The organism is Providencia sp. PROV024, from assembly GCF_032709665.1.
GTDB classification, from domain to species: domain Bacteria; phylum Pseudomonadota; class Gammaproteobacteria; order Enterobacterales; family Enterobacteriaceae; genus Providencia; species Providencia huashanensis.
Genome location: NZ_CP120545.1, coordinates 2,967,469 through 2,991,523, shown reverse-complemented (window position 1 = coordinate 2,991,523; position 24,055 = coordinate 2,967,469). Strand labels below are relative to the sequence as shown.

The window sequence follows — 24,055 nt, the reverse complement described above, 5'->3', positions numbered from 1 at the left end:
ATGAAAAAAAGTCATTTGCCAGTTGCACTGGAGGATCGCCCCTGCGCATCGATTAGCTATGAACTCAAGCCTAAAGCACTGGATAAGTGGAATAGCGGTATTCGTGCCGCCAGTTCGGATAACACCATTTCGGTATTAGACGTGATTGGTGAAGATTTTTGGGGTGAGGGCGTCACCGCTAAGCGTATTTCTGCTGCACTTCGCGCCATTGGGAACAATGATGTTGTTGTCAACATTAATAGTCCTGGTGGTGACATGTTTGAAGGGCTAGCCATTTATAACTTACTTCGTGCTCATAGTGGCAAAGTCACCGTTAACATTTTAGGTATTGCGGCTTCAGCGGCTTCCATTATTGCCATGGCGGGTGACGAAATTCAAATGGGGCGCGGTGCCTTTTTGATGATCCACAACTGTTGGGCTGTCGGTATTGGTAATCGCCATGATTTCGCCAAACTGGCAAATGACCTTGCTCCTTTTGATAAATCGATGGCGGATATCTATGTAGCGCGAAGCGGTCAATCCGATGAAACCGTTAGCCAGATGATGGATAACGAAACTTACATTGGTGCCAGTGATGCGATTGAAAAAGGCTTTGCGGATAGCTTGCTAGCGGTCGATGCTGTTGACGATGGTGACGAAAGCCCACAAGCTGCTATTCGTAAATTAGATGCATTATTGGCTAAGTCTAAAACCCCGCGCTCTGAGCGTCGAAAACTCATTAGTGCTTTAACACGAAGTATGCCGAGCGCTACTTCAGATCCCGACGGTACGCCAAGTGCTACCCCCAATATTAACCCTGAATCCCTTTCGGAACTGGAGAAGGCCATTGATGCCTTCGCTAACCTATCAAAATAATTGGAGACATTATGTCTGAAGCAAATGAATTGTTAAAAAACCTGTCGGCTAAAATTGAAAAAGCTACCGGTGAGTTTAATGCGAAAGCCGAAGAAGCATTAAAAGAAGCCCAAAGAGTAGGGGGCTTAAGTGATGAAACGAAAGCCTCTGTCGATAAAATGATGACAGAGCTCAACGCACTACGTGAGTCTGAAAAAACACTGAAAGCTTCCTTAGGTGAGTTGGAGCAACATGTTGCTCAAATGCCGTTAGGTAACGCGGTTCAGGCTGCAAAAAGTATCGGTCAGCAAGTCATTTCAGCCGACGTGTTGAAAGATATTAATTCCAGCATTCAAGCCAGCAAGCGCATTTCGGTTCCCGTTCAGGCCGCGCTTACCTCTGTTGATGTGGCTGAGGGCGTGGTCGAGCCACATCGCTTACCGGGGATTGATGTTGCACCAAAACAACGCTTGTTCATCCGTGATTTAATTGCCCCCGGGAAAACGACCTCACCGGCTATTTTCTGGGTACAGCAAACCGGATTTACTAACGCGGCTGCGGTGGTACCAGAAAATACGACCAAGCCGTACAGCAACATCCAGTTTGCAACAAAAATCACGCCAGTTACCACCATTGCACATATGTTCAAGGCTTCTAAGCAGATTTTAGATGACTTCGCACAACTGCAATCATTGGTTGACGCTGAAATGCGTTACGGTTTGAAGTTTGTCGAAGAGCAAGAAATTTTGTTCGGCGACGGCTCAGGCGCGCATTTGCACGGTATCATCCCGCAGGCGTCTAAGTTCAAGGCGGAGTTTGAAGTCGATAAACAAAACGGCATTGATGATTTGCGTTTGGCTATGCTGCAAGCACAGTTAGCGCGTTTCCCAGCAACGGGGCACGTTCTGCACTTCATCGACTGGGCGAAGATTGAACTGCTGAAAGATTCACTGGGCCGTTACATTCTGGCGAATCCGTCTGCATTAACAGGTCCAACGTTATGGGGTTTACCGATTGTTGTCACTGAAACTGCAGCATTCAAAGGTAAGTTCTTGACTGGGGCCTTCAATGCGGGTGCGCAGCTGTTTGACCGCGAAGAAACCAATGTGGTGATTTCTACCGAAAACGCCGACGACTTTGAGAAAAACATGATCTCTATTCGTTGCGAAGAGCGTCTGGCGTTAGCGTTAAAACGCCCAGAAGCTTTTGTTTATGGTGACTTCACAGCGCCTACCTCGGGCGAATAATCAATCTAGGCGGTCGATAAGGCCGCTTTTTCTTTTGGGGTGAAACATGAAACTCTTGATATTACGTGCAATTTATTTTGGTAATAAAGTTGTTGTTGAAGGCGAGGAAATTGAAACGTTGGAGCAGCATGGGCGCGAACTTATTCAAAAAGGCTATGCAGTTGAAATTGAAGGTGAACAAAATCCTATAGAGCCAGAGCCAGAGCCAGAGCCAGAGCCAGAGCCAGAGCCAGAGCCAGAGCCAGAGCCAAAAAAAGAAACTAAAGGTAAAAAGGAGAAATAATGCTTTCTCTTGAATTAGTTAAAGCGCATTGCAATATTGATGCTGATTTTACCGATGATGATAAGTTACTGACGATTTATACAGGCTCTGCGGTGAAGTATGTGGAACACTATACGCGCAGGACGTTGTATGAAAACGAATCATCAGAAGGTTATCAAGACGATCCTGAGTCGCTGTTGCTAAGTGATGATATCAAAAATGCCATGCTGTTATTGATTGGTCAATGGTATGAAAACCGCGAAGCCACCAATATTGGTAATATCACCTCAGCATTGCCGTTTGCAACAGAGGCGTTGCTTCAGCCTTACCGTATTTACGGGCTGTAAGGGGGATTTATGCAAGCAGGGCGCTTACGACACAAAGTGACCTTTCAACGTAATGAACTAGTCAAACTACCCTCAGGTGCTCGTGAAAATCAGTGGGTTAATATTGCTACGACACGCGCTGAAGTTAAACCTATCTCAGGTCGTGAGCTTCTTGCGTCAGGTGCTGAAATGTCAGAAATAACAGTTCGCGTTTGGATGCGATTTCGACCTGATATTAACTCAACATGCCGGATGGTATTTAATGGACTCAACTATGATATACAGTCCGTTATTCCTGATGTGAAAAACACCCGACTTGAATTGCTGTGTAAACAGGGGGTTAAGGCTGATGGATGATTTTAATATTGATTTCAGCGGCTTTCTTGATGTGAGCAAAGAGCTTGAAGAGCTTAGCAAGGCGGAGAGTACCAAGGTATTACGACAAGCGACTTATGCGGGTGCTGCTGTTTTACGTGATGAAGTGAGAGCAAAAGCACCAAGGCGCACTGGAAAGCTAGCCCGAAATATTATGGCCAGCAGCCAGCGCAGTCGCAAAAATGGCGAAGTTTCAGCGGGTGTTTATGTTCGGGGTAGTAATAAAGAGGGGACTAATAGCGATAATTCAATGAAAGCCAAAGACCCAAGAAACGCTTATTACTGGCGATTTTTGGAAGAAGGCACTTCAAAGATGCCACCGGTACCTTTTATCCGTCCTGCATTCGATAGCAAAGCCGATGAAGCTGCTAGTGCTGCAATCGAAAAGCTGAATCAAGCTATTGATGGAGTGCTCAATAAATGACTGATGCCGACTTGCTCAAACTCTTAGATCCTGTATTGCCTGATAAGGTGTTTCCGCTCGTTGTTCCGCAAGATGTGCCCGCTATCAGTCCGCCATGGTTAATATTTTCATTCTATGAAGTTGACGAGGATGTGTTCGCTGGGCAGGCTGAAACAATGACTAATATTCAAATTGATATTTATGCGAAAAGCCCTGATAAAGCTAGCGAAATACGGGATAAAGCATTTATGGCCATAAAGGTATTAGCACCTACAAATGTCTCCCGAAAATCGGATTATGAATCCGACACGACTCTATATCGTAAAACGTTAGAATTCCAAGTCTGGAATTAAATTTCAACTCACACCATCAGCCACCTACGGGTGGTTTTTTTATGTCTATAGGAAACTGATATGACAGCCAAATATGAAAAGTCGCAAGGTACCAAGATCTCTATTTCAGCATTGCCAGCTGAAGAGGTTAATCCAGCATCAGCAACATTTACCGCGCTAAGTTGTTCACTGAAAGAAATAAGTTTCACGGGTGGGCAGAAAGCGGATATCGATGTAACCGCATTCTGCTCTGATGAGCAGGAAATGATTAACGGGTTACCATCCCCAGCTGAAGTTACAATCAATGCTAACTTTTCAGCGGATGACGAGGGGCAGGGAATAATTCGTAAGGCCTATGAAGAAGATGCTATTCATTCTTTCAAGGTTATTTTCCCGTCAGGTAATGGCTTTGCGTTCCTCGCTGAAGTTCGCCAGCACACATGGTCAGCACAGACTAACGGTGTAGTAGCTGCAACATTCACACTGCGTTTGAAAGGAAAAACGGTACCGATTAAAGGTGGTGAAGTTGTTCAAGCAGCGGGTCGCATGGCACCAACAACAGAAGGTAAAAAATAATGTCAAAGCCGAATTTACGCAATCTAGCATTAAGTGCCAACCAAGCCTACCGCACTAAAAAAGTTATGGTACCTGAGTGGGGTGATGTTGAAGTTCTGATCCGCGAGCCTTCTATTCAGGCTCGCCTTAAATGCTCGGAATTAGTGAGCGACAAGGAAGGTGAGGAATTAACTTCTACCCAAAAGGCACTTCGTAACATTGAAGGTGACGTTATTTTGTTCATGGATATCATCTTAGAAGATGATGGTACCCCGGCGTTAACCGAAGCCGATAAGCTAGGCCTTATGGAATCCTATGGTCCAACTCATGCCCGTCTTTTAGCTGAAGCATTCTCTCTCACTATCTCTTCTGCAGAAGCTAAAAAAAAGTAAGAGAACCGGAAACATTCTTTTTAATGACACTGGCGCTCAGGCTGGGTAAAACCCTAGCGGAATTAACCTCCAGTCTGGACGTCAGCGAGTTAAGAATGTGGATGGCATACGACAAAATGAGTCCAATTAGTGACCGTCGTGGTGATATCAATACGGCAATGATTGCTTCAGCGGTGCTTAATGCGGCTGGGGCGAAAGTGTCTGTTAGTGAGTTAGTACCAGTTTGGGATCAGGATGCAGCTAACGAAGAAGCTGAAAGTAACGATCCGTTTGAAGCATGGTTGAGCGGCATGTCTGAATAGTTATATAGTAGGCCCATTATTTATTAATGGGATTACTTAAATGAAAAAGGCATTAATTAAAATTGTCATCGCTTCTGTTATGTTTTTTGCAGCTCTATTGTCGCCATTCCTGTTTGAGAAGCTAGGTTATGGGGATGCCGAGTCAAAAAGATTCGTAAAACAAACAGAGGATCTACTAAAAAAACAATACAGAACATCGGATATTAAATTTTACAGTTCTTTTTATACAGATATTGGATACGAAAAATACACGGGGGCAGTGTGTGGATACGTTATTAAATTAGATCATGCAGAAGATGACAATAATGAATATAGAAAATACTACGCATTAGTGGTTAATGATGGAAAAAAAATTATCAGTGTGACTGACGTTGATTTCGATATATATGTCAGTGTTGACCGATGGAACAAGTATTGCAATAGGTAGCAATGACCGCTGATGCGGTCTTTTTTTTTGGAGACCGCAAATGTCTAAGTTACGTGAATTGATTTTAAAGATCACCGCTAACTCCTCGGGCTTTCAGTCTGAGATAAGTAAAGCCTCTCGAATTAGCAATGATTTTTATAGAAACGCGGCGAGTGGTAGCCGCCAGTTGCGTCAAGAGCTCGCTCAGCAGAAAAAGACACTCTCAGAAATCAATAGCCAATTATCTAGCGTTGCTATGACTGCAAAAGGCATGGCGGGTGCTATGGCTGGATTCTTTTCTGCATCAGCAATGATCTCTACAGTTGATGATTGGGGGCAGTATGCAGCACGGATTAAGTCAGCGCTAAAGTCTGTTGAGGGGGATACAAAGCAATACGATAATCTTCAAAATCGATTTTTAGAAATCAGTAATCGCAATGGTAAAGCCATTGAAATCACACAAGATTTGTACATTGGCGCTGCTAAATCCATGCAAGAATTGGGTTACAGTACAACTCAAACTGTTGATTATATTGAATCACTTTCATCATCACTAACCGCCAATTCAACCAGTTCGTTAAAAACAGATTCAGCTATTAATGCGCTGGGCAAATCCATGCTTGTTGGTAAAGTGGCGGGTGATAACTTTAAGTCGGTGATGGAGGCAATGCCTTCGTTATTAGATAGCTTAGCAACTCAAATTGAAAAAACAAATGGCGGGATAAAGGTTACTACAAATCAAGTAAAGGAGATGGGATTAAGCGGGAAGATATCTTTTAAAATGTTAGCGGATGCGGCTATTGCATCTAAAGATTCAAATAATGCTCTTGCTGACTCAATGGATAATACTGTCGCCGATGGGTTTACTCGTATCGCTAACTCCGCTAAGAAAACGTTTGGTGAGGTAAATAGTGGTATTGGTATTACCAAATCGTTTTCAGCAACGCTTGCAATGATTAGTGATAATTTTGATAAAGTTGCCATTGCTGGTGGCCTGTTAATTGGAGTCGGTCTTTCTCGTTATTTTGGTAACTTGACGATCAGTACAAAAAACTTAGCAAAAGAGACCGTTACGGGCTACATCTCCCAAATCAACCATACAAAAGAACAAGTTCGTAGCCTTGAAGTCACGAAAATGCGCATCAAAGATGAGAAACAACTACTCATTGATACCCGTCAATCCTTGGTGACAAAAAGGATGGTGGCAGCAACGGATAAAGAGCGTGCTGTGATTGATGGTCAATTAGCCAAAAATACCAAAGCGATTATTGCTGTTAACAATCAAGAGATTGCGACTAACGAAAGACTGTTGGCATCACGTAGAGCATTAAACCGATTTCGCATGGTAGGTAACACTATGCTAACGGGTGCGAGGGGATTGCTATCTCTGGTTGGTGGCTTTCCTGGTGCAATCATGTTGGGCGCAGGAGCCTGGTATGCGGTCAAACAGAGCCAAGATGCTGCGCATCAATCAGCGCTTGAATATGCTAACGCTCTAGATGATATTGCGGCCCGCACAAAAAAAATGTCATTGACTGAAGCTGCAGATCAATCAAAGAAAGTGACAGAAACAGTTCAAGCTCAGGCGCAGGAAATCGAAAAGATAACCAATGCAATCGAGTACTACAAAACTGAATCAGCAAAATATGTAGCTTCTTCATTGAATTTCGATTTCCCAGAGGATAAACGTTCAAATTTTCTTAATCTTGCTATTGAACAAACAAAACAACTGCAAATTGAGGAGGGAAAGCTCAAGGAAAAACAACAGGAAAGGTCGAGTGCAGTAGAAATTTTGAATGCATTAGTTGAGCGCACCAATCAACTAATTCAACAAGAGAATGACAACAAGAAAAATAAAATAGCTTTTATGGGGCAAGAAATTGCTCAAGAATCTGAATTTAATAGATTGCTTTCACTTGGTAATAACTTGCTTTCTAGCCGTCAGTTATTAACGCAAGCACCAATGCTAGTGGGTAATCGCCCAGAATTAAATGATAACCAAAGGCAGATGCTATGGGGTGCTGAACAGGAGCGCATTCTTGCTGGCATGAAGCAGCGCGATCAGGTTGAGCAGCGAGCCCTTTGGGAGGCAGAAAGTACATTTACTAATGATGATCATAAGAAACAGTATGTTAACGACAAACTAAAGGCTTATGATGATCGCGAAAAAATGAATAATTCGCTTAAGTCGGGTAATTCTTTGACGAAAGAAGCGGAGCGAGTCACTGAGCGTTACAAGGACAAAATGGCTGATCTCAGCGTCGCCATGGAAGTCCAAAAAATACGGGCACTGCAAGGTGAGAAAGCGGCCGCGCTTTATGCTGCAGGTAATGAAACGGGTGCTAAATGGACAGATGAGCAACGAAAAGCGATTCAAGCTTCCTCTGTGCAGCTGGCGGAATGGACACAAAGAGCCGATGAAGCGGTGCGCAAACAGCGTGAAATGGCAGATGCATTAAAGGACTTAAAGGAAGCCACTAAGAAATTTAATGATGATGCCGCCTTAAACCGTGAAACTCGCGGCATGAGCAAGCGTCAAACGAACTTTTATGAAGAAGCGATGCAAGTTGATCGCGTATTCAATAAAACGGACAAAGGTGCGGATGCCATTGCCGCCAAGCAAGCAGCGCTGGAGGCTCTTAACACTAAGTACCAGGAGTCTAAAGCAGCAGAATTGGATTGGTTAGCGGGTACCAGTTCAGCGTTAGCTGATTGGATGGAAGAGGCTCAAAACTACAGCCAAATTGCGTACGACTCAGTCACCAGCATCGCCAATGCCACAACCAGTTCTATCAGTAGCAATTTAAAAGACTTGGTTAATGGAACGCAAACTCTTGGTGGTACCATCAGTTCTATCGTCAGTGATATGGGGAAATCAGTTGTGGGGGCTCTCGCTGAAATGACGGCTAAGTGGTTAGCTTATCAAGCGGTGCAACTGGCGGTTGGTAAGACAACCCAAGCTTCAGCGGGTACCGCTTTATTCACTAATGCTCAAGCCATGGCGAAGTTAGCGGCGTTAAATGCCTACGCATCAACGGCGGCTATCCCGTTAGTAGGTCCTGCTATGGCTCCTATTGCGGCTGCGAGTGCATCAGCATTTGCTGAACCAATGGCTGCAGGTATCGGCGCGTTGTCATTATCCGGTATGGCGCATGATGGTGTAGATAAAGTGCCAGAAACAGGGACGTGGTTACTGCAAAAAGGGGAGCGTGTTGTGACTTCTCAAACCTCGGCAAAACTTGATGCAACCTTAGAGCGTGTGCGCAATGAACGCAATGAGCAACAAGCGATGCAAGGAAATATTAACCCTGAAATCAATATTCATAACTCGTTTTCTGGCAAACCTGATGACGCCACAATGCAAGCTATTGAAGCCAGTAATAAACGGTTAACGAAGCAGATCATTGATGGGTTAACCAGCGAAATCATTAAGCCACAAAATAAGTTTGGGAATACGCTTCGTCACATGTACCCAAATCGGAGCTCCATCAAATGAGTGAAATCTATTATCCTCACGAGTATTTGCCATTGCCTTTAGCGGAGGGGTACGGGTTTAAGCCCGTATCACCCCTTCGTAGAACGCAATTAAGTTCAGGTCGGGCAAGGCAGCGGCGAATTTATACCTCAACCCCGACGAATACCTCTGTGCAATGGTTATTTCCTAAACCGCAACAGGCGCAATTATTTGAAGCATGGTACCGCGATGCGCTAACAGATGGTGCAGCATGGTTCATGATGAAGCTAAAAAGCCCACTCGGGTGTGATGAGTGGGTTAAGTGTCGGTTTACGGATATTTATGATGGCCCCCATTTAGAAATGCCAAATTACTGGCGGTTTTCTGCAACGCTAGAATTGTGGGAAAAACCCCTGTTACCAAAAGATTACGGTTTATTCCCTGAGTACATTGTTCAGTCAGATATCTTAGATATTGCATTAAATCGGGAGTGGCCAGAAGCATGACTATATTAAACCGACTGTATGCCTCTGGCGGCTCAGAGGTAGAAATTGAAACCTTGCAAATTAGAGTCAATGGTGAAGATTACTGGTTAACTAAGGGATGGGATGATATCGAGGCAAAATTAGAAGATGGGCGTCTTGTCACTTTTATTGCGTGCGGGATGGATATTGCACTACCGGCACGAAATGAGGACGGTACCCAAGACTTGAAATTTGCCATCAGCAATATCGACGGCATTGTTTCTGGTGCAATACGTGAAGCGATTGACAAGTACAATGAAAACCCCAGCGGCACGCTAGCAGATGTCACCTATCGTCAATACCTTGATGTTGACCTAACCGCTCCCAGTAAGCCGCCATTTACCTTAACAGTTAAATCAGGTCAATGGACATGGTCTGATGTACAAATCACCGCAGGTTACATGAATATTCTCGATACGGCATGGCCTCGTCACCGTTATAACCTCGCTGAGCATTCAGGACTTCGCTACCTCTCTTAAGGGCATTCTATGTTTAACATTGATAAATACCGTTCTGTCATTTGGCAGAAGGGCGGACGCGCTTATCCTCATTTAGACTGTTACGGCATTGTTCATGAAATCCGGCAAGATTTAGGGTTGCCTGACTGGCCAGTTTTTGAAGGCGTAACCAAAGACGATAACGGGCTAGATAAAGAGGCCAAATTATTGGCGAAAACCGTCACCCGTTGTGAACCTGTGCAGGGGGCTGTCGCCGCTTGTTATACCAGCAACATGATCACCCACGTTGCCATTATAGTGAGTATCAACGGATTGCTTCATGCCGTTGAATGTAACCCAAAAACCAATGTCACCGTTTTGCCCTTGTCCCGATTTGAGCGGCGATTTTCTCATGTGGAGTACTACCAGTGACTATTCGCATTTATCCCTCACGTCTGCAGGGTGAGCCGTTAGAAACTCACCAACATGGCAATATCACTTTGCACCATTGGTTAACGGACAAGGTGAACGGGTATCATAATGAGAGTGCCCAGCCAATCAGTATTGACGTTAACGGAACCCATATTCATCCGAATGATTGGCCACTCACTTTTATTCGCGCTAAAGATGATGTGAAAATTTATCCCGTTCCATTTGGTCTTGAAGCTGCAACTATCGGCTGGATTGCGGTGGGGATCGCTGTAGCGACAGCCGCATATTCTATCTTTATGATGCGCAATATTGATGTGGGCGGTTATTCATCATCAGGCAATGGCGACCAGCTCGAGCTAAACCCTGCGAAAGCCAACAGCGCTAAACTGGGGGATCCTATTCGTGAAGTGTTTGGGCGATTTCGGGTATTTCCTGATTATTTAGTCCAACCGATTAGTCGATTCGATAAAGCCGACCCGAAAATATACCGCACGCAAATGTTTTTGTGTGTCGGTCGTGGTAACTTTGCGATTAGTGCTGCGAACATAAAAATCGGCAATACCCCGATATCGTCATTTGGCGATGATGTGAATTACGCCATTTATCAACCGGGTGTTGATGTGTCGGGGGATGTTCGTACCGAAAATTGGTATAACTCTACAGAAGTCGGCACAACAACAGCCGGTACCACAGGTCTTGATTTGAGCTCCAGCGCACCCAAAAGTGTGAGTGTCAATGCTGAGGCGGTGGCTGTTTCTGGTACGTCTATATCAATGATCAACACCGAGTCGAGCGACGAAGAAACCCCCAACGATTCGACTATTCCTGCTTCATGGAAAGTAGGGTCTATTATCACAATTGAAGCACCCGACACGTTTACAGTGAAAACAGAAAATAGCCACAGTGTGATTTATGGCGATATGAGTGAGTTAGTCCCGCGTGTGGGGCAGCCAGTCACCTTAGTCTTTAACGATAATCACTATGATTTATTTGTAAAAAGTTACACCCCTCGTCAACCTGCCGTACCGGGTGTTGGGGGGATCGCCGCATCTATTGAAGCGAGTGAGTCACCACGCACGTATGATTTTACGCTCGAGCCTGAGACCTTTGCGATTAGTTGGCAAGGGGCGGTGTATTACATTTCGCTATTAACCGACTATGTGACCATGAGCGGCTTAGTTAACACTATTACCACACAACTTGTAGGCTCGGGACTTGTTGCTTGGGATGTGTCAGGCCGCGTTGTCGTGACCGAAGAGTCCAGCCCCTATGTAGGTGGTAATATTCTCGCCTCCTCATTACCCGACTCGGTATTCGGTGCTGAGCCGCGCTTTAATGGTGGCGTTCCATCATCAGGTGGCACACCCGCGATAGAAGCGCATATTTCACTGGCCTATAACAGCGCAACGGGCTCTGCTTTTTCAGGCTTACCCGAAGGCACGCAACGTCTTAGCCTTGGACTGAAAGGTAATCAGTATAAAATTACGGAAATTGACGGTCTCACTCTCAGCGTCGAACGCTTCACGATAGAAAAAGACGAGTCAGGGAATGACGTTACAGTTATTGATACCGATTGGCAGGGATTCCGTGAGCGTACGTTGCTGGATTTCAGCATTACCGGCATTAATGATGAGCAAAACTGGATAGGCCCATTTTTAGCTTGTCCGAACGGCGAAGCCACCAATCGCATGGAGCTCAATATTGTTTTCCCTGCAGGGCTAGCGTCTTATGATAAAAAAGGGCGTCGCGGTTCACGGGAAGTAAAAATAGCTGTTCAGTATCGGAGTGTTAATGACACGGAGTGGGAAACAAAAGAGTTTCGCTATAGTCGTAGTACTGAAGATCAAATCGGGTTTACAGAGGTATTTGAGCTGCCTCAGCAAGCGCAATATGAAGTGCGGGTTAGGCGCGTTTCTGATGTGGGTGGCGGCAGTACGCGCGACCAGTGTCACTGGCAAGCATTGCGTGCCTTATTAACCTCAAGGCCAACGCGTTATGAAGGGCTCACCACGATTGCATTGACGGTGAGAACCGGTAACAGACTAGCGGCGCAATCTGACCGCCGCATCAATGTGGTGGCAACCCGACTGTATGGCACTCAGCCCTCACGCAGTATTAAAGGGGCGTTTTACCATGTGTTGAATAGCCTTGGCATGAATAATGCGCAAATCGACAATATGGCCATCGAGGAGTTACACAATACCTATTGGTCACCGCGTAACGAATTGTTTGATTGGTCATCGGAAAGTAGCAGTGAATCGGCATTAAAAGTGATGCAGCGAATATGCAAGGCGGGGATGGGCGAATTTTTATTAACAGAAGGGCTAGCCTCCGCGTACCGAGAGGGCATTAAGCCGTGGGCGGGGATCATTAGCCCACAAGAAACTACCGAGGATTTACAAACGGGCTTCACGGCTCCCTCGGAGGATGATTATGACGGGGTTGATGTCACTTATATTAACGGGGTGACATGGGCTGAAGAAACCATCCAGTGTCGTACTAAAGAGAATCCAACACCGAAGAAGGTAGAGGACTATCAAGCAGATGGCGTATTAAATCCCACCATTGCATATCGCATTGGTATGCGTCGACTCATGAAACATCTACACCAACGGCTCAGTTATTCAACGGCCACGGAACTTGATGCACTTTGCTATAACGTGGGGGATCGCATTGTCTTTACCGATGATATCCCGAGCAATAAAACCATCAGCTGCTTAGTCATGGGGATGAGTCATGACCAGGGGCAAATTACTCTCACGGTTAATGAGCCTCTTGATTGGTCATTTGAACAGCCACGTTGTTTAATTCGACTACAAGATGGTAGCGCATCACGGCTTTTAATCCCCACGCAGATAGATGAATACGCACTTTCTATTCCATTCTCCAGCGAGTTGGATGTTGATTCATGGATAATGGACGATCCGTATATTGAGCCGCCAAGGTTGATATTCTGTTCCTCTAAATATGTAGGGTATGACGGCATTATGCAGGAAATTACCCCGAATTCAGACGGCACCTGTCAAGTCGTCGCTAAAGAGTACAAACCCATTTTTTATCAATACGATGATGCTGAATATCCAGCGTAATTAACCCATTACATTCATGATGAACCTCGCCACTGTGCGGGGTTTTTGCATTTATAGGTGTTGGAATGACCAAATACGATACAAATAACCCAATAGGGTCACCCTCAGTCAAAGATGTAAATGACAATAGTATTAACTTTGATCATGCGACAAATGACCGTAGTTCTGAAACTTGGCAAGATAGGCTGGGTCGTCTGCGTAAAACATGGCACGGCCTTGAACTTGCAAACTTAAGAGCCATCGCCGATTTTAAACAGGAATCCATTAACGCCATTATTTTAGCTGGGTACGTTAATATTGATAGCTTTCAGGATGGAGCGGTGATCACCGAAAGAAATGAAGCCCTTCATTGGCTAATGCCAGAGGGGGATGGAGACTATTATCGATGGGATGGACCTTTACCTAAAAATGTCCCAGAAAACTCAACACCCTATTCGACAGGGGGAATGGGTAAAGGCGCATGGATCAATGTTGGTGATGGTACCGTCAGAAAAGAAGTTGATGCACTCAATCAATATGCCGTTAATCCGTTAAAATATAAAAACCCAGTACCACAGAAGCATGACTTTGCATTTGTGGCGGCTAAGTTCATCCGTGAGAAAACGGAACTTGTTGTAAACCCCAGCTCGCTGCTTCAATCGATTGACTTTACTGTACCGGCAACCAGTCAAGGTGATATCACATTTAAAATTCATGTCACTGGGTTGGAGAGCGCATATGACTTTAGTCTTGGTACCACGAGTCAATCCGAGGCTTTTGTTGTGGCGGGTGTTTGTGATGGATTACTGAGAGAAAACTGGGCGGGTAGAGCGCATACCGTGGCTTATGACGGCAATATACTGATTGTGACATTACCCCAATCCGCGCTCGTTACAGGGTTTGCATCCGTTGGGGTGAGGCTAGGTGTTAATGCGACTGAATCCTTTGAAATTAAAAAAATATCTGCATTCCAAAATGGAAAGCGTATTGCTTTTTTACCGCTTAACCGTCTCCCACCAAAAAGTAGTTGGGGTGGTGCTTCTGTCTTGCGGACTAAATGCACAGGGCTTGGTTTCGATTTTGGTATCAACTTGCAACTGGGCAAAGAGTCATTATTTAAAAACAATAATTTTCTGACATCCTCCCCAAGTGGTAGCCTGAACAACATGAACTCACAGGAGTGGAGCTTAGAACTTAATCGCCGCTTTGCGGTTTTCTTCCCGCAATTTAATAAGTGGTATTTTGAGCCTGGTGTTCATTCGGCTTATAGGCGAACAACCACATTGAGCTTTCTCAAAGAATCTTATGTTCTTGGTGATGATGCCACTGTGCTTGGTGGGGTTGAGCTTGGCACTGGATCTTGGGTTAGTGAAGGTGAATTTAACGGGCTTAAAGTTTTCTCGGCTCTTTACGATTATGACTCTAACCCTGAAGCTGCAATCAGAAATGGGACGAAACAACCTTTTTTAGCTGTTAGAGTCCCTGACGCTAAACGTAACTCAGTAAACTCTTATGCATTAAAAAATGTCGATTCTATCGAGTCCGTCAAATCGACGGAGTATTCTTACTATTATGAACACGCAACAATGAAAGCGTATTTCAATTGGGGGAAAGGCAACGATAACGCTTATCTCTACGTCTGTGAAGTGGATAATATCATTAAAGCGGAATCAACAATCTATGCCGCAGGCTGCGAATTTTACGCCTCAAAATCAGATACAGTGAAAGTTGAACCTGCAAACTATAATGCTTCACGCTTTGCGGGGTTCTATCAATGCGGCTCAGGTGTATCCGCAGGCGGTTCAGGAGCCTTTGCAATTAATAATATTGATTCAGAGTGCATTATGAGTACCGCTAAATCCCACAAAAATGATGGGTTTAATTATCATTATGCAGGAACGAGCTTAATTAAAGACTGCGTGACAAGCCATAATGGTGATGACGGTATCAGCCACCACGAAGGTTGCGAGGGGTATGTTGTTGGTGTAGATATTCTTTATAACTATGCCGCTGCATCAGTCCCCGCCTTCGGCGCTAAAGTGTGGCATTATCGGTGCAATGCTACCCCACCCGGACGATTATCAAGTAAGCCCTACGCAGGAAAGTATGCATGTATCAGCGGTCAGGGGCAATCGACAGAGGCTTGGTATTATGATTGTTATTTAAGCCAAGGTGGTGGTATTGCTGCTTATTATAGTTGTCAAAGTCAGGAACCCGGAACAGAAGCGACTATCTATATCCATTCAGCTCAAGTGGATGAAGAGTCCATTAAACTGTATGAAATGTCTGCTGAGGGGGCTAAGGTACTCTTATCATCTACTAAAAACTTCTAACTCTCAAAGGGAATGTTTAGTTATGTGGCATTCCCTTTGTATCAAAGAATAAACATCAGATAATTTCACCACAGCAGTTTTTATATTTAAGCTCACTGCCACATGGGCATGGTTCGTTTCGAGAGGGAGTAGAAAAATTAGGTTGAGGATTATTTTTAGGTTTTTCAGAGTTTCCTGATTTAATTACTTCGCTAGCCACATGGTTGATATTAATAGTAATATTATTTGTTGTTGATTGTTCTTTATTGTCCATGAAAAGAGTGAAAAAACTAAGTAGTAGGGCTAGGAACGCATATAACTCACTTCTATTGTGAGGTAATAATGAAATCAAGTTAAATAATTCAGGGGCTTCTTCTTCAATCTTTTTTGTTATACTTTGATTGCTAACCCCTTGGTCTTTAGCTTCTTTAATTAAGTTAAAATATTTTGTTATCTGTTCGTATGTTTTGTTGGGTGCATCAATGATCTGAATTGCTTCATTAAAAGCCTGATAAACCCCATCATGAATAATCAATCTACCACCACATTTTGGACAATTTCCTGCGTTACAATCATATATTGCTACTCGAGCTAAATCATTACAAGAAACGCCAGATGGAAATACAGAGTGGCAAACATCACAAAATGCAGGTATTGATGGCATGATTCAATATTCCTTTAGTTTGTTGGTATACAAGACATCCCATTAGGGGTTTGCATTGAAAAAAAGCCCACCGAAGTGGGCTTTTAGTGAACTTAATAATCCGCGTACGATTTACGTATCATTTGTAGTCCTATTTGTGTCAGTGCGTAGTCCAACTGATTTCGCTAACTTCCTGTTTTTAAACCTGTTGTCCTATCACTGACCCACCAAATTTGGTGGAGCTGGCGGGAGTTGAACCCGCGTCCGAAATTTCTACATCCTCGGTACTACATGCTTAGTCTAGTCTTTAAATTCATTTGCCAGCTGCGGACAGACACGCCACTAACAAACTATCCTGATTAAGTTTAACGCTGCAACCCCAGGCAAGGCATTCACGCGATCTCTTTTGGGTTTGACCTCTCTTGATCCCCGTCCTAAGAGCGGAGGCTAGGGAGAGAGGGCTCTAAGCAGGTTATTAAGCTGCTAGTGCGTAGTTTTCGTCGTTTGCGACTATTTTTTTGCGGCTTTTTACGAGGCCAACCGCCCCTCGGCATGCACCTTGGGTTTCGCAAATCCCGTCGAATCCAGAATCAGCCCCAAGTTGTTGAGCACAGTATAACAGAAAATTATCCTATAAAGCTAGAACTTAGCGATTAGAATGTTTCATTATACGTGCTTTATCGAGTTGCCATTCACGATCTTTGATATCAGAACGTTTATCATGGGCTTTTTTACCCCTTGCAACACCAATTTTGACTTTACACCATGCATTTTTCCAATAGAGGGAAAGAGCAATAACGGTATACCCTTCACGATTAACTTTGCCGTAAAGTGTGTCTAATTCACGTTGATTCAGAAGTAGTTTTCGGCTACGGGTTGGATCACACACTACATGGGATGATGCAACAGTAAGTGGTGTAAAGTTTGCACCAAATAAGTAGGCTTCACCGTCACGTAAAAGCACGTAGCTATCACCAATATTGGCTTTGCCAGCGCGTAGTGATTTAACTTCCCAACCTTGTAGGGACAAACCCGCCTCGAACTCCTCTTCGATAGAATATTCGTGGCGAGCACGCTTGTTCATAGCAATTGTTGCTGAACCGGGTTTATATGGTTTTTTCTTTGTCATAGTGCAATCATTATACTGTAAGCTGAGTTGAAAGAAATCTTTCTAAGCTGATATTTTTCTGATTGTGCAAATCTTGCCCTGTATGGGTTTTGTTTTTTGTTTAACCAGTCAATGATGGTATTATATGCTCAGTTTTTGGGGATAGGAATTGATATGCCACAGATTAGTCGCTCTGCGTTAGTCCCTTTCAGCGCAGAACAAATGTATAAACTCGTCAATGACGTTATTTCATACCCAAGTTTTTTGCCTGGGTGTGTAGGTAGCCGAATTATTAGCCACAGTTCTGATGAAATGACAGCTTCAGTTGAAGTGTCAAAAGCGGGGATCAGCAAAACCTTTATTACTAAAAATGTACTTGAGGATAACAAGTGTATTCACATGCAGTTGGTCGAAGGGCCATTTAGCAAGTTATCTGGAGGATGGAAATTTATTCCTTTAAGTGCTGATGCATGCAAAATCGAATTTCATCTTGATTTTGAATTTACTAATAAATTAATAGAGTTAGCATTCGGTAAAATTTTTAAGGAATTGGCGAACAACATGGTTCAAGCCTTTACTTTAAGAGCTAAGGATGTTTACAGTGTCTGAGCTTAGTATCGAAGTAACTTATGCATTGCCGGAAAAACAATTTTTGTTATCAGTGAAGGTTGCTGATGGTACAACAATTGAGGATGCAATAATTGCCTCTGGAATTCTTGCGTTGCGTGATGATATCGATTTAAAGAAAAATAAAGTGGGTATTTATAGCCGCCCTGCAAAGTTGACTGATAAAGTGCAAGATGGTGATCGGATTGAAATTTACCGGCCTTTAATTGCAGACCCGAAAGAATTACGTCGAAAGCGCGCTGAAAAATCTAAAGAAACAAAAAATAGTTGATAGAGCTAATATGATTTTGATGAACCGAGCGATAACTCGGTTTTTTGTTATGTAGACTTAATATCTTCAAATTGCTTTGGAAATAAGAGTGGTATAACAATGTTCATTCAAAATAACTACCTGTTCAAATATGTAGTTAATGATACAGGTAGATAGTTTTATAAAGCCCTAACTATATGATTAGTCAGCTGACTTGGTCTCGGATGCTTTAGTTTCAGCGGCTTCCATTGACTCTTGGGCTGCAAGGTTTTTCTCATTTTTGATATCAGTTAAAATACCATTGCGATCAAAAATTAGAGTTAAAGTCTCTTGCTGAACTGGGTCATGCCCGAGCTCTTGGCGGAAAACATAATACCAAGTCTGAGTACCAAACGGGTCGGATAACATTGGTGTGCCCAAAGTGTAAGCGACCTGTTGCTGTGTCATTCCTTTTTGGATCTTGGCAACATCTTTCGCTGTGAGGTAATTACCTTGGTTAATGTCAGGGTGATAGACAAGACGTTCCATCATTGAACAGCCCGTAGACATTAATGCGAGTGATAGTGCAGCAGCAGTTAACAATTTATAACGCATGGATATCTCATTCCTTTTGGAGTCAGAACATCAATGATAATCGACATTGATACATTTTAAAACCTTCCTTATCGACTCTAAGACCACATGAGCGTAAAAAAGTTGTCAAAAATTACGCTGCGAGTAATTCTTTTGCATTTGCCAGTGTGTTTTTTGTGACTTCTGAACCGGCAAGAAGTCGGGCAAGTTCTTGTAACCTTGATTTTTTGTCCAGTAATTGCATATGTGTTTCAGTTTCTACGCCATTGGTTTCTTTACTGACATAAAAATGATGATGACCACAACCAGCAACTTGCGGTAGATGGGTTACACACATAACCTGCGTCGACTCACCTAATTCACGTAATAATTTACCAACAATCGCTGCTGTTGGCCCACTGATACCGACATCGACTTCATCAAAAATTAAGGCTGGGGTGTCCATTTTTTTAGCGGTAATAACTTGGATAGCTAATGCTATGCGTGATAATTCACCGCCGGATGCAACTTTACTTAAAGCTTGATGAGGCTGACCGGGGTTAGTCGTAACATTGAATTCAATCTTACAAGCACCGTCGATTTGCAACTGTTCCGGAACAAATTTTACATCAATAGTAAACAGGCCGTGGGGCATAGATAGTTGGTGCATGCTATCGGTAATTAATGAACTTAACTCTTGGGCATAATGCAGGCGCATGTGGTGTAAGCGCTTAGCGCAAGCTAATGCTTTTTGGTGATCATTAATAACCTGAGCATTTAATGCTTCACAATCTTCATTTTGATTGGAAATTTGTTCTTGCTCACTTAGTAACTGTTGAAATAGTTCTGGTAGTGCTTCAGGAGTAACATGATGTTTACGCGCTAGGCTAATTTGTTTAGAAATGCGTTGTTCAAGTTCAAACAAGCGATTGGGGTCAAGTTCGTACTGATCGCAATAATGTTTTATTTCATCACTGACTTCACTGACTTGGATTGAAGCCTCTTCGAGCATATCCAGTAACCCTGAAAACTTAGGATTGAGAGTGACTAATTCAGATAACTCATTTTTTGCCATGCTCAACAGGCCCATCACGTTGGCTTCATCATTGTCTGATAATATTTGAGCCGCAGTTTGCCCAAGCGTTAAAAACTGACCATAATTTGCTAATTGTTTATATTCTTGGTCAATTTCTTCAAATTCCCCTTGGATGGGCATAAATTCATTTAATTCTTTCAAATGATATTCTAATAGCTGCTGACGAGCTTCATATTCTTGCATTTGTTTTTGAAAAATGGCCAATTGCTGGCAAGAGTTATGCCAAACCTGCCAAGCTTGTTTCATTTGCGAGAGCAGTTCTTGTTGATTTGCATAGGCATCTAGTAGTGATTTTTGGTGAGTATTATCAAGTAATAATTGATGAGCGTGCTGACCATGGATTTGGATTAGTAAAGCACCGAGTTCCCTAAGCTGCGAAAGAGGCACGGATACGCCATTAATAAAGCCACGGGAGCGGCCATCAGAAGATATTGTACGGCGTAATAGGCACTCATTTTGGTTATCAAGTTGATGTTCAGCTAACCAATTTGCGGCCATTTTTGCATCTGCAAGGGAGAAGCGGGCGCACAAATCTGCACGTTGAGTGCCAGAGCGTACCATATTGGCTTCACCACGTTCCCCTAAACACAGGCCGAGCGCATCAATAGCGATAGATTTACCCGCACCTGTTTCACCTGTGATGGTGGTCATGCCATTACGAAAATCAATTTCTAATTCACGAACGATAGCAAAATTATTGATGGTTAATTGAGTAAGCATCTGCGCTCTCCTGTAAAAATACACACCTGTGTTTTCATACAGTTTAAACTGTTTTTTTATACAGTAAAGAGGTAGCGCAAAAAAATTAAAAAGTTTTTTTAGCCCATCCTAATTTTGAACTTAACGTATTGAAATAGTTATAGTCTTGGGGGTGAACTAGGTTAAGGTTTTTATTACTGCGTTTAATTATAACCTCTTCACCATCTTGAATTGGCAGCATAATTTGGCTGTCACAACTGACTTCATAGTCGATATTTGTGCGTAAAAACTTTAAACGGATACTGCTATCACTACTAATAACGAGTGGCCGTGATGACAGGGTATGAGGGAACATAGGGACTAAGACAATGGCGTCTAAATTAGGTGTTAAAATAGGGCCTCCCGCAGAAAGTGAATAGGCGGTAGAGCCAGTTGGAGTTGCAATGATTAAGCCATCAGAGCGCTGAGAGAATGCGAACTTTTCATCAATATAGACTTCAAATTCGATCATATGAGCGACTTTACCTGGGTGCAGAACAATTTCGTTGATTGCAGTACTTTTCCGTGATTTTTGATTACTTTTGATAACCTGAGCTTCTAATAGAAAACGTTTTTCTTCGCGATATTCACCTTCAAGGACCCGAGAAAGCTGCTGTAAGGCATTATCAGGGTCGAGGTCAGTTAAAAAACCGAGGTTACCCCGGTTTACGCCGATAACTTTATTATTATAGCGGGATAAAATGCGCGCAGCACCCAGCATGTTACCATCACCCCCAACGACGACGACGAGGTCTGCTTGTTGGCCAATATCGGTTAATGACCCTGTATTGGCATTAGCCAGCTTCAGATCTTTGGCAACTTGTTTATCAATAATCGCATGGTAATTTTTTGAAATTAGCCAATGATAGATTAATTCATGAGTTGCCAATGCTTCCGGATGCCTTGGGTGCCCGACAATGCCTATCGTTTTAAATTGTGATTGTGGTGTATTATTGCCCTTTCGCATACTTTTTTGGCCTCTCATTGTATGACTTCCCTTGAATCCCTGTATTAGATCCCCATAATACTCTCATATAGGGGATTAATGCTAAATACGCGGAGATATTCATGAGTAGTAAAGACCAAAACATGCATGATGAGCAAGCTTTTGAGCAAAATGAATCACAAAAAGTTCAACAAGAGCAAGAAGCTGAAGTTCAGCAAGCTGATGAAATGCAAGCAAACGAAGAAGCGTTAGCAGCGCGTATTGCTGAGCTTGAGCAACAGCTTGAAGCATCAAGAAAAACTGAGCGTGAAGCCATGTTGCGCGCACATGCTGAAATCGAAAACATTCGTCGTCGGACGGAACAAGATATCGAAAAGGCGCACAAATTTGCTCTTGAAAAATTTTCTAATGAACTATTACCAGTTATTGATAATTTAGAGCGTGCTATTGATGCGGCAGACCGTGACAATGAACAATCTAAAGCAATGGTAGAAGGGTTAGATTTAACGCTGAAAACATTCTTAGATGCAGTGGCGAAATTTGGCATTGAACCCGTAGGCGAAGCGAATGTACCGTTTAACCCTGAGGTTCATCAAGCAATGACAATGATAGAATCGCCTGATCATCAAGCAGGTCATGTTATTGATGTGATGCAAAAAGGCTACACGTTAAATAACCGTCTATTAAGACCAGCAATGGTCATCGTGTCGAAATAACGATAATGATAATTAAATGGGATGCACAGGCATCCCATTTAATTACTAGTATTATTGAAAATCAATTGTTTGATTTTATTGTTTTCTTGTTCTGCTTTTCTAGCCCATTACATCGTATTTTATTCGTTGATGACTGGGTTCCAGTCAATAGGTGTTTTGCCTTCCCGTTCTAAGATGGTATTTGTTTGGGAAAAATGTCCGCAACCTAAAAAACCACGGTGCGCTGAAAGTGGCGATGGATGTGGGGCTTTAAGGACGTGATGGCGCTTAGTATTAATTATTTTGCCTTTTTTCTGTGCGTGGGCGCCCCATAATAGAAAAATGACCCCCTGAGTATTTTCATTAATAGCTTCAATAACTTTATCTGTAAAGGTTTCCCAGCCTAGATGTGCATGGGAATGTGCATTACCTTGCTCTACCGTCAGTACGGTATTGAGTAATAAGACACCTTGCTTAGCCCAACTCAGTAGATAGCCATGATCAGGCCGTTGAAAACCAGCGATATCTTTCTCCAGTTCTTTATACATATTAACTAAAGAAGGTGGCGGTTTTACCCCTGGGAGTACTGAAAAAGATAGGCCATGGGCTTGACCAGGTCCGTGATAGGGGTCTTGACCTAAGATAACCACTTTGATGTCGGCAAGTTCTGTATAACGAAAAGCATTAAAAACATCATCTTGTGGTGGATAGATAACTTTACCTTTTTTGCGTTGATCAGCAACGTAAGCAAGTGTTTCCTTGAAGTAAGGCTTGGATTTTTCTGGGCCAATGACATCGTGCCATGTGATAGGTTCTGACATGAAGTATTCCATAATAATGAATCTATGACAGTCCAATTTATAACTGAACCAGTTGATACCCTAAGCTTACTGGTTCATAGGCAAGAGATAAAGCCCTGATATTGATTATAGTATTTAAAATATTTTTTAAAGTTTATGAAAAAAATTAAAAAACAAACGGATTAATTTTGATTTAAATCATAAAGTTGAACTGATCTGTTTAGTTACTGCGCGAAATAATTGATAAATATCAAAGAAACTCAGGGGTTCAACTGGTATAAAATGACTATATACATTGGTTAGACCAAATATCCAATTGCTAGTTTTTATAAGATTGATGGTTAATGCAGTTTCGGTTAATAAAAACCGATTGCAATCAAGTTCGAACGTGGAGGTCGACATGATTACTGGTATTCAAATTACTAAAACAGATAATGCAGCATTATTAAATTCTTTCTGGTTACTTGATAACGAGAAAAATGAGGCTCGTTGTGTTTGTGCAAAAGCGGATTATAACGAAGGCCAAATCGTCGCGAAAGACGAATTAGGTGCTTTTGAGTATCGTGAAGTCCCTTTGGAGATGAAGCCAACAGTTCGTGTCGAAGGTGGCCAGCACTTAAATGTGAATGTTTTAAGCCGTGAAACATTAGAAGATGCGGTTAAAAACCCAGAAAAATACCCACAATTAACCATCCGTGTATCAGGTTATGCAGTACGTTTTAACTCATTAACCCCTGAACAACAGCGTGATGTTATTACCCGTACTTTTACTGAAAGCTTATAATAAAATTTAGTATAACTACGTTAAATACTGTGTAATAAATTCTAAAGCCATTGTTATCAATGGCTTTTTATTTGCGACTAATAAAGTAGATTATTTCTCTCCTTGGCTATTTGTATTCCAATATTCTTCCAACACAATATATTTGTTAGGAGGAA

Annotated in this window: 27 protein-coding genes and 1 other RNA gene; 21 read left to right on the top strand and 7 right to left on the bottom strand. The window is 42.8% G+C overall.

Annotated features, from left to right (window positions below; all coding sequences use genetic code 11):
- From P3L56_RS13845 to P3L56_RS13765, 17 genes are all read left to right on the top strand, one after another.
- Positions 1-855 carry a head maturation protease, ClpP-related gene (locus P3L56_RS13845; protein WP_272686087.1) on the top strand — a complete coding sequence of 285 codons (855 nt, stop codon included), beginning with the start codon at positions 1-3 and terminating at the stop codon, positions 853-855.
- Between the two features lie 11 nt (positions 856-866).
- A complete protein-coding gene (locus P3L56_RS13840) occupies positions 867-2,081 on the top strand; it encodes a phage major capsid protein (protein ID WP_210846983.1) in 1,215 nt (404 codons plus the stop codon).
- A 46-nt stretch (positions 2,082-2,127) separates the two neighbouring features.
- Positions 2,128-2,364, top strand: coding sequence for a hypothetical protein (locus tag P3L56_RS13835; protein WP_272686086.1), 237 nt, complete (start codon positions 2,128-2,130; stop codon positions 2,362-2,364).
- Positions 2,364-2,690 (top strand): head-tail connector protein, encoded by a 327-nt coding sequence (locus P3L56_RS13830; protein ID WP_238564158.1) that lies wholly within the window; start codon positions 2,364-2,366, stop codon positions 2,688-2,690. The genes P3L56_RS13835 and P3L56_RS13830 overlap by 1 nt, the downstream gene beginning before the upstream one ends.
- A gap of 9 nt (positions 2,691-2,699) precedes the next feature.
- The gene (locus P3L56_RS13825; RefSeq protein ID WP_272686085.1) at positions 2,700-3,026 is read left to right on the top strand and encodes a phage head closure protein; all 327 of its coding nucleotides are present in this window, start codon (positions 2,700-2,702) and stop codon (positions 3,024-3,026) included.
- Positions 3,019-3,468, top strand: coding sequence for an HK97-gp10 family putative phage morphogenesis protein (locus P3L56_RS13820; protein WP_272686084.1), 450 nt, complete (start codon positions 3,019-3,021; stop codon positions 3,466-3,468). The genes P3L56_RS13825 and P3L56_RS13820 overlap by 8 nt, the downstream gene beginning before the upstream one ends.
- Complete coding sequence (locus P3L56_RS13815) at positions 3,465-3,800, top strand: hypothetical protein (protein WP_272686083.1); 336 nt, start codon at positions 3,465-3,467, stop codon at positions 3,798-3,800. Before P3L56_RS13820 ends, P3L56_RS13815 begins: the two co-directional genes overlap by 4 nt.
- A 60-nt stretch (positions 3,801-3,860) precedes the next feature.
- Entirely contained in the window at positions 3,861-4,355 is a 495-nt protein-coding gene (locus tag P3L56_RS13810) for a phage tail tube protein (protein WP_272686082.1), read from the top strand.
- Complete coding sequence (locus P3L56_RS13805) at positions 4,355-4,726, top strand: phage tail assembly chaperone (RefSeq protein WP_272686081.1); 372 nt, start codon at positions 4,355-4,357, stop codon at positions 4,724-4,726. The genes P3L56_RS13810 and P3L56_RS13805 overlap by 1 nt, the downstream gene beginning before the upstream one ends.
- A gap of 23 nt (positions 4,727-4,749) precedes the next feature.
- Entirely contained in the window at positions 4,750-5,028 is a 279-nt protein-coding gene (locus P3L56_RS13800; RefSeq protein WP_129466268.1) for a DUF4035 domain-containing protein, read from the top strand.
- Positions 5,029-5,068: 40 nt separating this feature from the next.
- On the top strand, positions 5,069-5,455 hold the full coding sequence (locus P3L56_RS13795; protein ID WP_272686080.1) for a hypothetical protein: 387 nt from the start codon (positions 5,069-5,071) through the stop codon (positions 5,453-5,455).
- Positions 5,456-5,495: 40 nt separating this feature from the next.
- Complete coding sequence (locus P3L56_RS13790) at positions 5,496-8,930, top strand: tape measure protein (protein WP_272686079.1); 3,435 nt, start codon at positions 5,496-5,498, stop codon at positions 8,928-8,930.
- Positions 8,927-9,394, top strand: coding sequence for a hypothetical protein (locus P3L56_RS13785; RefSeq protein WP_272686078.1), 468 nt, complete (start codon positions 8,927-8,929; stop codon positions 9,392-9,394). Before P3L56_RS13790 ends, P3L56_RS13785 begins: the two co-directional genes overlap by 4 nt.
- Positions 9,391-9,891 (top strand): DUF1833 family protein, encoded by a 501-nt coding sequence (locus tag P3L56_RS13780; RefSeq protein ID WP_272686077.1) that lies wholly within the window; start codon positions 9,391-9,393, stop codon positions 9,889-9,891. Before P3L56_RS13785 ends, P3L56_RS13780 begins: the two co-directional genes overlap by 4 nt.
- 9 nt (positions 9,892-9,900) lie before the next feature.
- Positions 9,901-10,281 (top strand): nitrite transporter, encoded by a 381-nt coding sequence (locus tag P3L56_RS13775; protein WP_272686076.1) that lies wholly within the window; start codon positions 9,901-9,903, stop codon positions 10,279-10,281.
- Positions 10,278-13,370, top strand: coding sequence for a host specificity factor TipJ family phage tail protein (locus tag P3L56_RS13770; RefSeq protein WP_272686075.1), 3,093 nt, complete (start codon positions 10,278-10,280; stop codon positions 13,368-13,370). Before P3L56_RS13775 ends, P3L56_RS13770 begins: the two co-directional genes overlap by 4 nt.
- A gap of 65 nt (positions 13,371-13,435) precedes the next feature.
- Positions 13,436-15,682, top strand: a complete 2,247-nt coding sequence (locus P3L56_RS13765; RefSeq protein ID WP_272686074.1) for a hypothetical protein — start codon at positions 13,436-13,438, stop codon at positions 15,680-15,682.
- A gap of 55 nt (positions 15,683-15,737) precedes the next feature.
- On the opposite strand, the gene P3L56_RS13760 is transcribed toward P3L56_RS13765, so the two are convergent.
- From P3L56_RS13760 to smpB, 3 genes are all read right to left on the bottom strand, one after another.
- On the bottom strand, positions 15,738-16,325 hold the full coding sequence (locus P3L56_RS13760; protein WP_272686073.1) for an SEC-C metal-binding domain-containing protein: 588 nt from the start codon (positions 16,323-16,325) through the stop codon (positions 15,738-15,740).
- Between the two features lie 213 nt (positions 16,326-16,538).
- Positions 16,539-16,902, bottom strand: a transfer-messenger RNA (tmRNA) gene (gene ssrA, locus P3L56_RS13755).
- A 48-nt stretch (positions 16,903-16,950) separates the two neighbouring features.
- Positions 16,951-17,433, bottom strand: a complete 483-nt coding sequence (smpB, locus tag P3L56_RS13750; protein WP_042844751.1) for an SsrA-binding protein SmpB — start codon at positions 17,431-17,433, stop codon at positions 16,951-16,953.
- A 153-nt stretch (positions 17,434-17,586) separates the two neighbouring features.
- Here smpB and P3L56_RS13745 point away from each other — a divergent pair, with 153 nt between their 5' ends.
- Both P3L56_RS13745 and P3L56_RS13740 read left to right on the top strand, forming a co-directional pair.
- Positions 17,587-18,021 (top strand): type II toxin-antitoxin system RatA family toxin, encoded by a 435-nt coding sequence (locus P3L56_RS13745; protein ID WP_197679461.1) that lies wholly within the window; start codon positions 17,587-17,589, stop codon positions 18,019-18,021.
- Positions 18,005-18,310: an RnfH family protein gene (locus P3L56_RS13740; RefSeq protein WP_208292020.1), complete on the top strand. Its 306-nt coding sequence runs from the start codon at positions 18,005-18,007 to the stop codon at positions 18,308-18,310. Before P3L56_RS13745 ends, P3L56_RS13740 begins: the two co-directional genes overlap by 17 nt.
- 180 nt (positions 18,311-18,490) lie before the next feature.
- On the opposite strand, the gene bamE is transcribed toward P3L56_RS13740, so the two are convergent.
- The 3 genes from bamE to nadK form a co-directional block, all read right to left on the bottom strand.
- Entirely contained in the window at positions 18,491-18,883 is a 393-nt protein-coding gene (gene bamE / locus P3L56_RS13735; protein WP_042844747.1) for an outer membrane protein assembly factor BamE, read from the bottom strand.
- A 112-nt stretch (positions 18,884-18,995) separates the two neighbouring features.
- On the bottom strand, positions 18,996-20,657 hold the full coding sequence (gene recN / locus P3L56_RS13730) for a DNA repair protein RecN (RefSeq protein ID WP_048607891.1): 1,662 nt from the start codon (positions 20,655-20,657) through the stop codon (positions 18,996-18,998).
- Between the two features lie 85 nt (positions 20,658-20,742).
- Positions 20,743-21,642: an NAD(+) kinase gene (gene nadK, locus P3L56_RS13725; RefSeq protein ID WP_042845373.1), complete on the bottom strand. Its 900-nt coding sequence runs from the start codon at positions 21,640-21,642 to the stop codon at positions 20,743-20,745.
- 101 nt (positions 21,643-21,743) lie between these two features.
- On the opposite strand from nadK, the gene grpE reads away from it, so the two are divergent.
- Positions 21,744-22,337 carry a nucleotide exchange factor GrpE gene (grpE, locus tag P3L56_RS13720; RefSeq protein ID WP_042844743.1) on the top strand — a complete coding sequence of 198 codons (594 nt, stop codon included), beginning with the start codon at positions 21,744-21,746 and terminating at the stop codon, positions 22,335-22,337.
- 119 nt (positions 22,338-22,456) lie between these two features.
- On the opposite strand, the gene ung is transcribed toward grpE, so the two are convergent.
- A complete protein-coding gene (gene ung, locus P3L56_RS13715; RefSeq protein ID WP_048607890.1) occupies positions 22,457-23,137 on the bottom strand; it encodes a uracil-DNA glycosylase in 681 nt (226 codons plus the stop codon).
- A 379-nt stretch (positions 23,138-23,516) separates the two neighbouring features.
- Between ung and grcA the strand changes: the two genes are divergently transcribed.
- A complete protein-coding gene (gene grcA, locus P3L56_RS13710; protein ID WP_042844740.1) occupies positions 23,517-23,900 on the top strand; it encodes an autonomous glycyl radical cofactor GrcA in 384 nt (127 codons plus the stop codon).
- Positions 23,901-24,055 lie beyond the last annotated feature (155 nt).